Here is an 11,262-nt window from a genome sequence, read left to right as displayed (position 1 = left end):
CCGGTGTTGGGCTCTTGGGGGGGCGGCCCCCGCGCCGGGGTTTGTGGCGCCACCTACCCCCCCGGGGGGGGGGGGGGGGGCCCCCGCCGCCCCCCCCCCCCCCCCCCCGCCCGCGTTCGCCCCGAGGAGTCCTCAGCCGGCCGCCGGTACCTGGGTGCGCAGCAGGAGCGGCAGTCGGGTCGTCCGCGGCTTGGCCGGGACCTCGGCGACGGCTCTCGCCAGCGCCTGCTCGACACCGTGCACCACCGACAGATGGCGCTCCGCCCGGCCGAAGGCCGTGTACACCCACGGACGGGAGAGGGCCTGCGCCGCGTCCCCGGGCAGCACCACGACCGCCGCGGGCCACCGGCTGCCCGCTGCCTGATACGCGGTCAGCGCCCAGCCGTGCCGCACGGTCTGCTCCACCCGCTCCCGCGGTACGACGACGGAGGTGCCCGAGCAGGACAGATGCAGTCCGTCCGCGTCCGCCTTCTCCACCCGGCCCAGCTCCACCTGCCCCGGCACGGGGGAGTGGGCGACCACATCGCCGACGTCGAAGCCGCCGAAGCGGCCGGGGCCCGGGTTGAGGCGTTCCTTGATGCCGGCGTTGAGCGCACGGGTACCGGCCGGGCCGCCATGGCCCGGGGTGATCACCACCGTCTGCCCGGGCTCGACGCCGAAGGCCCGCGGCACCGACTCGAACACGAGCTGCATGGTCCGGTGCACGGCCTCGGCCGCGTCCCGCACCGGCACGATCACCAGCTCCTTGCCGGGCGCCTCGACCTGGTTGAGCTCGCCGATGCCGATCCCGGAGAGCAGCTCGCCGAGCGGCCCGGGGTCGGGCGTGCGCGAGGCGATCTGCGGGCACACCCGGGCCGCGAGCAGATCGGCGAAGACCCGGCCCGGACCGGCCGACCACAGCTCCGCCGGGTCCCCGCCGAGCACCAGCCGGGCGCCGTCCGGCAGCGACTCCACCACCATCGCGGCGCTCTCCACGTCGAGCCGCGGCGCGTCCGGCACGATCAGCAGGTCCAGGGCGAGGGCGCCGTCGCCGTCCCGGCCGGGGCCCTCGGCGCCCGACAGCAGACCGGACAGGGTGACGACGGCGTCCCCGGCCTCGCCCACCAGCGAGCCGAACCCGTGTCGGCCGATCGAGGTGTGGCAGGCCACGACGGCACGCAGGCCCAGGGCGCGGGCGGCGGCGAACAGCGCCGCCGGTTCGGCGCGGGCGGCCTCGCCGCCGGTGTGCAGCACCAGGCCGTGACCGGCGACGGCCCGGATCAGCTCGGCCGCGCTGCCGGACGCGGAGGCCGCGGCCGACTCCCACCCGGCCTCCGCGGAGGCCTCCTTGGCCAGGGAGTTCACGATCCGGGCCAGGCCGTCCGCGAGGCTCTCCTCCGCGAGCGCGTACCGCTCCAGGCCGAGCAGGACACGGACCGGGCGTGCCTCCTCCTCGCCGTCCTCCTCGTCGGCCCGCGCGGGGGCGGCACCCGGTTCCTCCAGGGCGTCCTGGAAGGCGAGCGCCTCACCCTCGGCCAGGGCGCCCTGCACGGCCGCGTCGGCGTCCGGCACGGCCTGCCGGCCGAGTGCGGCGGTGAGCGTCGGCAGCTCCAGCGCGGTGTGACCGGCCAGGGCGGCCTGCTCCAGGAGCCAGACCGTCATCGCCCGGCCCCGCCGCTCGTCGTCGGGGGCGCACTCCGGTCCGAGCAGCGCCCGCGCGAAACCGTCGGCCTGCTCGGGCCGTACGCCGGTGACGCGCAGCAGCTGCCAGGGGTCCTCGCGCAGGGTGTCCTCGCCACCCTCGCCGAGAGCCCCGGCGACCTGCGGCGCGAGGGCCTCGGGGGCGCCGCCGTCGTGCAGGACGCGCCGCACGGCCTCCACGGTGTCCGGCGCGGGCGCCGGGGGAGCGGCCGGCTCGGCGGCCACCGGCTGCGGGCGGCGTACGGGCTCGGAGGCGGCGGGGCGGCGCGGGGGTTCCGGTTCGCTGAAGACGGTGGCGGTGGGCTTGGCCCCGCTCTCCACGGCGCGGACCGCAGCGAGCAGGTCGGCGGCCTTGCCGCTGAGCTTGGCACCGCTGTCGACGGGCCCCGCCCTCTCGGCCTTGCGCCGCTCGATCCGCTCCCGCTCCAGCTTCTGCGCGGCGAGCTCGGCCTGGGCCTCGGACAGCTCGGCCGAGGCCTCCTCGCCGCCCTTCTCGCTCCCGGCGTTCGCGTTCCCCCCGTTCTCGTTCCCGGCGTTCTCCGCTGCACCGGTGTCGTCCGGTGTCCCCGGCCCGGTGTTCTCGGTGCTTTCCGAGGGGTCCGGCTCCGTGCTCACAGCGTGCTCCAGTCGTGATCGGGATAGCGGTGCACGGGCGCCGACACGTCGTCGAGGGCCCGGCAGATCTCGTCAGGAAGACTAAGGGCCTCCACTGACAGTGCCGCCGTGAGCTGCTGCGCGTTGCGCGCGCCGACCACCGGCGCGGTCACACCGGGCCGGTCGCGGACCCAGGCGAGGGCGACCTGGAGCGGGGTCACGGCGAGCCCGTCCGCCGCGGTCGTCACGGCGTCGACGATGCGGCTCGCGGTGTCGTCCAGGTACGGCTCGACGAAGGGCGCGAAGTGGTCCGAGGCGGCGCGCGAGTCCGGCGGCAGGGCGTCGCCCCGGTACTTGCCGGTGAGCACGCCCCGGCCGAGCGGCGAGGAGGGCAGCAGCCCGATGCCCAGGTCCAGCGCGGCCGGCAGCACCTCGCGCTCCACGCCGCGCTGCAGCAGTGAGTACTCCATCTGCGTACTGGCCAGCCGGGTGCGGGTGCCCGGCGCGGCGAGCTGCCAGGTGCCGGCCTTGGCGAGCTGCCAGCCGCAGAAGTTGGAGACACCGGCGTAGCGGGCGCGGCCGCTGGCGACAGCGATGTCGAGCGCCTGGAGGGTCTCCTCCAGCGGCGTGTCCGGGTCGAAGGCGTGGACGTGCCACACGTCGACGTAGTCCGTGCCGAGGCGGGCGAGGGAGGCGTCGAGGGCGGCGAGGAGGTGGCCCCGGGAGCCGTCGAAGCGCCGGTCCGGGTCGGGCACGCTGCCCGCCTTCGTGGAGATGATCAGGTCCCGGCGCGGCACCAGACCTTCTATGAGGCGTCCCAGCAGGTACTCGGCATCGCCGTCGCCGTACACGTCCGCCGTGTCGACGAGGGTGCCGCCCGCCTCCCAGAACGTCTTCAAGAGGTCCGCGGCGTCGTGCTCGTCGGTGTCACGCCCCCAGGTCAGGGTGCCGAGCCCGATGCGGGACACACGCAGGCCGGTGCGGCCGAGATGCCTCTGCTCCATGAACGCCGAGATTACTGGCCAGAACTGGGCCGTGGGTTGCCTGTGGACAACGGAATCTCCGCGCGTCACCTTCGGATTCCGGTCACCCGGAGTCCCGCCGCCGCGCAGGCCACGCCGCCGGCACCCGGCCGAGCGACCCTCACCACACCGCCCTCCCCGCCCCCGGCCCCCCGCGCTAAGGTCGGGGCAACAGCGTCGTTACTGATCAGTAAGGGGAATCGGCCATGCAGCTCGGGATCAACCTCGGCTACTGGGGTGCCGGAATGGACGGGGACAACCTGGCCGTCGCCCAGGAGGCCGACCGCCTCGGGTACGCCGTCTGCTGGGCCGCCGAGGCCTACGGATCGGACGCCGCCACCGTGCTCACCTGGGTCGCCGCGCAGACCGAGCGGATCGACGTCGGCTCGGCCATCTTCCAGATCCCGGCGCGCCAGCCCGCGATGACCGCGATGACCGCCGCCACCCTGGACTCCCTGTCCGGCGGCCGCTTCCGCCTCGGCCTCGGCGTCTCCGGGCCCCAGGTCTCCGAGGGCTGGTACGGCGTCAAGTTCGACAAGCCGCTGTCCCGGACCCGTGAGTACGTCGAGATCGTACGGAAGGCGATGACGCGGGAGCGGCTGTCGTACGAGGGCGAGCACTGGACGCTGCCGCTGCCGGGCGGCCCGGGCAAGCCGATCAAGCTGACCGTGCACCCGGAGCGTGAGCACATCCCGCTGTACATCGCCGCGATCGGGCCGAAGAACCTCGAGCAGACCGGTGAGATCGCCGACGGCGCGCTGCTCATCTTCCCCTCGGCCGACCACCTCGAGGACACCGCGATCAAGCATCTGCGGGCCGGGCGCGAGAAGGCCGGCAAGACGCTGGACGGGTTCGACGTCTGCCCGACGCTCCCCCTCGCGCTCGGCGACGACAAGGACGTCGAGCGGCTCGCGGACACCTTCCGCCCGTACACCGCCCTGTACGTCGGCGGCATGGGCAGCCGCAAGCAGAACTTCTACAACCAGCTCGCGCAGCGCATGGGCTACGAGGAGGCCGCGGCCGAGGTCCAGAACAAGTACCTGGCCGGCGACAAGCAGGGCGCCGCGGCCGCGATCCCGCACGACCTGATCGACCGGACCGCGCTGCTCGGCTCGGTGGAGCGGATCGCCGACCGGATGAAGGCCTACGCGGCCGCCGGAGTCACCACCCTCACCCTCGCCCCCGCGGGCTTCACCCTGGACGAGCGCCTGGCCGCGCTGCGGGCCGGCGCCCAGGCGCTGGAGCTCGCCGGGCTGGCGTAAGGGGGAAGTTCTGCGGCCGTGGTGGGGGCTCGGGGGTCTTCCCCGCCACGGCCGTCACGAAGAACAACGCGCCGGAACGCGCGCGGTTACGCCTCCGGCGCGCCCGAGGTCCTCATCCTTTCGGCCGAGTCCTCCGACACAGCTGTTGCGGCGAGTACCGTGCCGCATTTGACTCATTTGCATGCTTTCGGCCAAGAGTCTGTTCCAGGAGATCCTCGACAACGACGAGTCCTTCGCCCTGTTCTGCTCCATCGCCGCCAGCGGGGAGTCGCAGGGCGGCTGGGAGAACGCCCGCATCGCCGCGCTCGTCCCGGCGGACCAGCGCGACCTCGCCCCCAAGATCACCCGGCACGGCGCCGACGAGGACAAGCACGGGCGCATCTTCAACGCCCTGATGAAGAAGCGCGGCGTCGAACCCGTCCCCGTGCCGCCCGACACCGACTACACGATGCTCCTGGAGCGCCACGGCATCGGCCTCGCCCACGACAAGCTCAGGGCCGACCGGCCGCTGACCGTCCAGGACATCGTCACCTACCTCGCCCACAGCCGGGTCACCGAGCAACGGGCCTCCGAGCAGATGGACCTGCTGCGCAAGCACTTCGCCGACCACCCCGGCATCGGCCGCGCGGTGAAGATGATCTCCCACGACGAGGACAACCACCTCGCCTACTGCCACGAGGAACTGCTGCGCTTCGCGTACGCCGGGCACGGCCGCGCCATCCAGCGCACCCTGCGCGAGTGCGCGCTCGCCGAGATCCGTGTCTACCGCGACGTCAGCCTCGCCGTCATGGCCCACATGGGCCGCATCCTCGGCTGGCCGAAGGCCAAGTCGGCCGTCCTCGCGGCCGGCATCCACGCCGTGTACGCCTGGGAGCGGTTCGCGGGCTGGCGGCGGATGGTCTCCCTGGAGATGCCCGAACACCGCAACGCCCTGGACGGCCCGCCGACGACGGCCGCCGAGTTCGCCTGACTACAGCCAGCCGCGCCGCTTGAACAGCTTGTACAGCAGCACCTCCAGTCCGGCCATCGCCAGGACCACCGCCGGATACGACCACAGCCAGTGCAGCTCCGGCATGTGGTCGAAGTTCATGCCGTAGATCCCCGCGATCATCGTGGGGACCGCGGCCATCGCCGCCCACGCGGAGATCTTCCGCATGTCGTCGTTCTGCCGGACGCTCGTCTGCGCGAGATGCGCGGAGAGGATGTCGGAGACCAGCCGGTCCAGGCCCTCCACGGACTCGTTCACGCGCGTGAGGTGGTCGCTGACGTCGCGGAAGAAGGGCCGCGCCTTGTCGTTCACGTAGGGCAGCCCCGAACCGAGGCCGCCGACGTCCGCGAGCCGGGTCATCGGCGGCGTCAGCGGGACCGTGGCCCGCCGGAACTCCAGCAGCTGCCGCTTGTAGCCGTAGATCCGCGACGCGGTGTGGCGCGAGCCGCCGCCCGTCGGCGAGAAGACCTCCGCCTCCAGCTCCTCCAGATCCGTGCCGAGTTCGGTCGCCACCTCCAGGTAGTGGTCCACGATCGCGTCGGCGATCGCGTACAGGACCGCCGTGGGCCCCTTGGCGAGCATCTCCGGCTCCTCCTCCAGACGCCGTCGTACGGCGGACAGCGGAGAGCCCTCGCCGTGGCGGACGGTGACCACGAAGGCGTCGCCGAGGAAGACCATGACCTCGCCGGAGGAGACGGCGTCGCTCTCGGGCTCGTACACGACCGGCTTGAACACCTGGAACAGCGAGTCGTCGTACACCTCCAGCTTGGGCCGCTGGTGGGCGTTGAGGGCGTCCTCCACGGCGAGCGGATGCAGCCCGAACTCCTCGGTGACGTGTTCGAACTCCTGCTCGGTCGGCTCGTGCAGCCCGATCCACACGAAACCACCCGACGCGCGTGCCTCGGCCAGCGCGTCGGACAGGTCCTCCGGGCCGTCCGTGCGGTGCCCGTCGCGGTAGATCCCGCAGTCGACGATCACGGAGCGTATTCTCCTCTCGCGCGCCGCACAGCGCACGCGCGTGTGTGCCTACGCTGGGCCGCATGCCCACGCTGATCCTCGTCCGGCACGGACGTTCGACCGCCAACACCTCCGGAGTGCTCGCCGGCTGGACGCCCGGCGTCGCCCTCGACGAACGCGGGGCCGCGCAGGCCGCCGCGCTGCCCGGCAGGCTGGAGGGGCTGCCGATCGCCGAGGTCGTCGCGAGCCCCCTGCAGCGCTGCCAGGAGACGATCCGGCCGCTGCTCGACGCCCGCCCCGGCCTGCCCGTCCACACCGACGAGCGGATCGGGGAGGCCCACTACGGCGACTGGTCCGGGCGCAAGCTCGCCGAACTGAAGGACGAGCCCCTGATGGAGGTCGTGCAGGCGCACCCGTCCGCGGCCGCCTTCCCGGGCGGCGAGTCCATGCGGGCCATGCAGACGCGCGCGGCCGAGGCCGTACGCGAGTGGAACGCGCGCGTGGAGCGCGACCACGGCGCCGACGCCGTCTATCTGATGTGCTCCCACGGCGACATCATCAAGTCGCTCGTGGCGGACGCGCTCGGGCTTCATCTCGACCTCTTCCAGCGGATCTCCGTCGAACCGTGTTCCATCACCGCGATCCGTTACACCCGGCTGCGCCCCTTTCTCGTGCGCCTCGGCGACACCGGCGACTTCGCCTCGCTGGCGCCGCGCGAGGAACCCCCGACCGGTGACGCGACGGTCGGGGGCGGCGCGGGCGCACCGTGATCGTCGGCCGCAGTAGGGTGAAGCGGTCCACATACGCGCGTACACGCATGGACGTTCCCGAACCCACGACTCCCATGGAGACAGGACGTGTCCCGTCAGGTGTTCCTCTACGACCCACCGGACCGCTTCGTGGCCGGTACGGTCGGACTGCCCGGGCGCCGTACCTTCTTCCTCCAGGCCACCGCCGGCGCCCGAGTGACCAGCGTGGCCCTGGAGAAGACCCAGGTCGCCGCGCTCGCCGAGCGCATGGACGAACTGCTGGACGAGGTCGTACGCCGTAGCGGCGGCAACGCGGCCGTGCCCGCCGTGGCGCCCGCCGAGAACGCCGACACCGCCCCCCTCGAGGCCCCCGTCGAGGAGGAGTTCCGGGTCGGCACCATGGCCCTCGCCTGGGACGGCGAGGAACAGCGCATGATCGTCGAGGCGCAGGCCCTCGTGGAGCTGGAGGCGGACTCCGAGGAGGACCTCGCCGAGGCCGAGGAACGGCTCCTCCAGGACGAGGAGAACGGGCCCCCGATGCTGCGGGTCCGGCTCACCGGCGCGCAGGCGAGAGCCTTCGCCAAGCGCGCCCTCGACGTCGTCAACGCCGGCCGGCCGCCGTGCCCGCTGTGCAGCCTGCCGCTCGACCCGGAAGGACACGTATGTCCGCGCCAGAACGGATACCGCCGCGGGGCGTGACGACCACCGGCCCGGCCTCCGCCGACCTCCTCGCCCGGGGCGAGCTGACCGTGCGGGGCCGCATCCGCGACGCCTCCAACGCGGCCCTGTACTGCACCGTCACCCACGAGGGCCGCGAGGCCACCTGCGTCTACAAGCCCGTCGCCGGGGAGAGACCCCTGTGGGACTTCCCCGACGGGAACCTCGCCCGGCGCGAGGTCGCCGCGTACGAGGTGTCCGAGGCGACCGGCTGGGGGCTCGTCCCGCCCACCGTGCTGCGCGACGGACCGTACGGCGAGGGCATGTGCCAGCTGTGGATCGAGGCCACGCCCGAGGCCGAACTGCTCGCGCTCGTCGACACCGAGGAGCCGGAGCCCGGCTGGAAGGCGATCGGGTTCGCCGAGGTCGGGGAGGGCCGGACCGCGCTGCTGGTGCACGCCGACGACGAGCGGCTGCGGCGGCTCGCCGTCCTCGACGCGGTGATCAACAACGCAGACCGCAAGGGCGGCCATCTGCTGCCCACCGCCGACGGCCGGCTCTACGGCATCGATCACGGAGTGACCTTCAACACCGAGAACAAGCTGCGCACCCTCCTGTGGGGCTGGGCGGGGGAGCCCCTGACCCGAGAGGCCGTCGACGTCCTCCAGGGCCTCAAGGCCGCCCTGGAGCCCTCGGGGCGGCTCACGGGCACCCTGGCCGCCCTGGTCACCCCCGCCGAACTCGACGCCACACGCGCCCGTGTCGACGCCCTCCTGGAGTCCGGGAAGCACCCCGAGCCCAGCGGCGAGTGGCCGGCCATCCCCTGGCCACCGGTGTGACGAGCCGCGGGCACACCGGACGGGGCCGCAAGCACACCGGACGGAATCGCACAAGAGCGCCTTCCCGGTCGTCCGGGCCGCTCCGGTTCGTATACGCAACATCCGTCCGGGTTACGCTCATGACATGCATGCCTGGCCCGCTTCCGAGGTCCCCGCCCTGCCTGGTCAGGGCCGCGACCTGAGGATCCACGACACCGCGACCGGTGGCTTGGTCACCCTCGACCCCGGTCCCGTCGCCCGTCTCTACGTCTGCGGCATCACGCCGTACGACGCGACCCACATGGGGCACGCGGCGACCTACAACGCGTTCGACCTCGTGCAGCGCGTGTGGCTCGACACCAAGCGGCAGGTTCACTACGTCCAGAACGTCACCGACGTCGACGACCCGCTCCTGGAGCGCGCCGACCGCGACGGCGTCGACTGGGTCGCCCTCGCCGAGAAGGAGACGGCCCTCTTCCGCGAGGACATGACCGCCCTACGGATGCTCCCGCCGAAGCACTACATAGGCGCCGTCGAGGCGATACCCGGCATCGTCCCGCTCGTCGAACGACTGCGGGACGCGGGCGCCGCCTACGAACTCGAGGGCGACATCTACTTCTCCGTCGAGTCCGACCCGAACTTCGGCAAGGTCTCGAACCTCGACGCCGCCGCGATGCGGCTGCTGTCCGCCGAGCGCGGCGGCGACCCGGACCGCCCGGGCAAGAAGAACCCGCTCGACCCGATCCTGTGGCTGGCGGCCCGTGAGGGCGAGCCCAGCTGGGACGGCGGTTCGCTGGGCCGGGGCAGGCCCGGCTGGCACATCGAGTGCGTCGCCATCGCCCTCGACCACCTCGGCATGACCTTCGACGTGCAGGGCGGCGGCTCCGACCTCGCCTTCCCGCACCACGAGATGGGCGCCTCGCACGCCCAGGTGCTCACCGGCGAGTTCCCCATGGCCAGGGCCTACGTCCACGCCGGCATGGTCGCCCTGGACGGCGAGAAGATGTCCAAGTCCAAGGGCAACCTCGTCTTCGTCTCCCGGCTGCGCGCGGACGGCGTCGACCCAGTCGCCATCCGCCTCACCCTGCTCGCCCACCACTACCGGGCCGACTGGGAGTGGACCGACCAGGTGCTCGCGGACGCCGTCGCCCGGCTCGGCCACTGGCGCGCGGCCGTCTCCCGGCCCGACGGGCCGCCCGCCGAAGCCCTGGTGGAGGAGATCCGCGAGGCCCTCGCGAACGACCTCGACGCCCCGGCCGCGCTGGCCGCCGTCGACCGCTGGGCCGCGCTCCAGCAGGAGCGGGGCGGCACGGACATCGGCGCACCCGGCGTCGTGTCCCGGGCCGTGGACGCACTGCTCGGCGTCGCGCTGTAACCCGTGAGCGAGGGGCGCCTCCCGTACACCACGGGAGGCGCCCCCTCGCTTGCTGTCGACATGCTGTCGGACGCTGTGACCATGGGGCTGTCTGTGATGGGGTGGGGCGGTAGTTGACCGTTGGACCGGCCAACTGCCGGTCCCTACGCGGAAGGACATCCCGTGGCACCCACACACGGTTCCTTCGCACATCCCCTCTCCCGCCGCCGGCTCCTCGCGATCGGCGCCGCGACCTTGGGCGCCGCCTCCCTCGGCACGACCGCCCACGCGACCGCCTCCTGGCCGGACGTGATCCCCCTGCCCGACGGCTTCCGCCCCGAGGGCATCGCCATCGGCCACGGCCCCCACGCCTACCTCGGCTCGCTCGGCGACGGCTCGATCTACCGCGCCGACCTGCGCACCGGCGCGGGCACCATCGTCTCCGAGGGCCCCGGCACCCCGTCCGTCGGCCTCAAACTCGACGACCGGGGGCGGCTGTTCGTCGCCGGACGCGACGCCGGCGCCCGGGTCGTGGACGTACGCAGCGGCGAGATCCTCGCCTCCTACGCGCTCGCCACCACCACCCCGACGTTCACCAACGACGTCTTCCTCACCCCGCGCGCGGCCTGGTTCACGGACTCCTACCAGCCCACCCTGTACGCCCTGCCGCTGGGCCGGCGCGGTGAACTCCCGGACGCCGCCGACGTCGTACGCCTGCCGCTGAGCGGCGCCTGGACCCAGGTCGACAACGGATCGGTGAACGCCAACGGCATCACCCGCACCCCGGACGGCTCGGCGCTGCTCGTCGTCCAGAGCGGGGTCGGCGGACTGCACCGCGTCGACCCGCGCACCGGCGTCACCACCCTGGTCGACCTCGGGGACGCGGCCCCGCTCACCAACGGCGACGGCCTGCTGCGGACCGGACGGACGCTGTACGTCGTGCAGAACCGGCAGAACGCGATCGACGTGTTCACGCTGGCCGCCGACGGCCGCAGCGGCGTGTTCAAGCAGCGGATCACGGACACGGACTTCGACGTGCCGACCACGGTCGCCGCGTTCGGGGACCGGCTCTACCTGGCCAACGCCCGCTTCACGACCACTCCGACACCTCAGACGACGTACTCGGTGGTCGCCGTCCCGGCGTGACGGAAGGGGCGGTGCGCCCCATGGCGCACCGCCCC

At 73.2% G+C, this 11,262-nt stretch carries 10 protein-coding genes; 7 read left to right on the top strand and 3 right to left on the bottom strand.

Features of this window, described 5'->3' with window-relative positions:
* Positions 1 to 132: 132 nt before the first annotated feature.
* Together ACIRF9_RS23620 and ACIRF9_RS23615 are read right to left on the bottom strand one after the other, a co-directional pair.
* The gene (locus tag ACIRF9_RS23620; protein ID WP_403825485.1) at positions 133 to 2,295 is read right to left on the bottom strand and encodes a helix-hairpin-helix domain-containing protein; all 2,163 of its coding nucleotides are present in this window, start codon (positions 2,293 to 2,295) and stop codon (positions 133 to 135) included.
* The gene (locus ACIRF9_RS23615; protein ID WP_403825482.1) at positions 2,292 to 3,278 is read right to left on the bottom strand and encodes an aldo/keto reductase; all 987 of its coding nucleotides are present in this window, start codon (positions 3,276 to 3,278) and stop codon (positions 2,292 to 2,294) included. The genes ACIRF9_RS23620 and ACIRF9_RS23615 overlap by 4 nt, the downstream gene beginning before the upstream one ends.
* A 224-nt stretch (positions 3,279 to 3,502) precedes the next feature.
* Here ACIRF9_RS23615 and ACIRF9_RS23610 point away from each other — a divergent pair, with 224 nt between their 5' ends.
* Both ACIRF9_RS23610 and ACIRF9_RS23605 read left to right on the top strand, forming a co-directional pair.
* Positions 3,503 to 4,558 (top strand): LLM class F420-dependent oxidoreductase, encoded by a 1,056-nt coding sequence (locus ACIRF9_RS23610; protein ID WP_403825480.1) that lies wholly within the window; start codon positions 3,503 to 3,505, stop codon positions 4,556 to 4,558.
* Between the two features lie 181 nt (positions 4,559 to 4,739).
* On the top strand, positions 4,740 to 5,528 hold the full coding sequence (locus ACIRF9_RS23605) for a ferritin-like domain-containing protein (protein WP_403825477.1): 789 nt from the start codon (positions 4,740 to 4,742) through the stop codon (positions 5,526 to 5,528).
* Here the strand turns inward: ACIRF9_RS23605 and corA are convergent, their stop codons facing one another.
* A complete protein-coding gene (gene corA, locus ACIRF9_RS23600; RefSeq protein ID WP_403825475.1) occupies positions 5,529 to 6,524 on the bottom strand; it encodes a magnesium/cobalt transporter CorA in 996 nt (331 codons plus the stop codon).
* A 62-nt stretch (positions 6,525 to 6,586) separates the two neighbouring features.
* Between corA and ACIRF9_RS23595 the strand changes: the two genes are divergently transcribed.
* The 5 genes from ACIRF9_RS23595 (at position 6,587) to ACIRF9_RS23575 (ending at position 11,227) form a co-directional block, all read left to right on the top strand.
* Positions 6,587 to 7,273, top strand: a complete 687-nt coding sequence (locus ACIRF9_RS23595) for a histidine phosphatase family protein (RefSeq protein WP_403825472.1) — start codon at positions 6,587 to 6,589, stop codon at positions 7,271 to 7,273.
* 87 nt (positions 7,274 to 7,360) lie between these two features.
* Positions 7,361 to 7,951 (top strand): DUF3090 domain-containing protein, encoded by a 591-nt coding sequence (locus tag ACIRF9_RS23590; protein WP_403825470.1) that lies wholly within the window; start codon positions 7,361 to 7,363, stop codon positions 7,949 to 7,951.
* On the top strand, positions 7,915 to 8,748 hold the full coding sequence (locus tag ACIRF9_RS23585; RefSeq protein WP_403825468.1) for an SCO1664 family protein: 834 nt from the start codon (positions 7,915 to 7,917) through the stop codon (positions 8,746 to 8,748). The genes ACIRF9_RS23590 and ACIRF9_RS23585 overlap by 37 nt, the downstream gene beginning before the upstream one ends.
* A 124-nt stretch (positions 8,749 to 8,872) precedes the next feature.
* On the top strand, positions 8,873 to 10,102 hold the full coding sequence (mshC, locus tag ACIRF9_RS23580; protein ID WP_403825466.1) for a cysteine--1-D-myo-inosityl 2-amino-2-deoxy-alpha-D-glucopyranoside ligase: 1,230 nt from the start codon (positions 8,873 to 8,875) through the stop codon (positions 10,100 to 10,102).
* A 162-nt stretch (positions 10,103 to 10,264) separates the two neighbouring features.
* Positions 10,265 to 11,227 carry an SMP-30/gluconolactonase/LRE family protein gene (locus tag ACIRF9_RS23575; protein ID WP_403825464.1) on the top strand — a complete coding sequence of 321 codons (963 nt, stop codon included), beginning with the start codon at positions 10,265 to 10,267 and terminating at the stop codon, positions 11,225 to 11,227.
* Positions 11,228 to 11,262: the final 35 nt, after the last annotated feature.

It is taken from the genome of Streptomyces sp. NPDC096132 (genome assembly GCF_044763345.1).
GTDB lineage: Bacteria > Actinomycetota > Actinomycetes > Streptomycetales > Streptomycetaceae > Streptomyces.
Note: the sequence above shows the minus strand (reverse complement) of the source record. Positions and strands in the feature narration are given on the sequence as shown.

Coding starts and splice junctions, on each gene's coding strand:
- ACIRF9_RS23615 (WP_403825482.1), bottom strand. CDS start 3,278: ATGGAGCAGAGGCATCTCGGCCGCACCGGCCTGCGTGTGTCCCGCATC.
- ACIRF9_RS23610 (WP_403825480.1), top strand. CDS start 3,503: ATGCAGCTCGGGATCAACCTCGGCTACTGGGGTGCCGGAATGGACGGG.
- ACIRF9_RS23605 (WP_403825477.1), top strand. CDS start 4,740: ATGCTTTCGGCCAAGAGTCTGTTCCAGGAGATCCTCGACAACGACGAG.
- ACIRF9_RS23595 (WP_403825472.1), top strand. CDS start 6,587: ATGCCCACGCTGATCCTCGTCCGGCACGGACGTTCGACCGCCAACACC.
- ACIRF9_RS23585 (WP_403825468.1), top strand. CDS start 7,915: ATGTCCGCGCCAGAACGGATACCGCCGCGGGGCGTGACGACCACCGGC.
- mshC (WP_403825466.1), top strand. CDS start 8,873: ATGCATGCCTGGCCCGCTTCCGAGGTCCCCGCCCTGCCTGGTCAGGGC.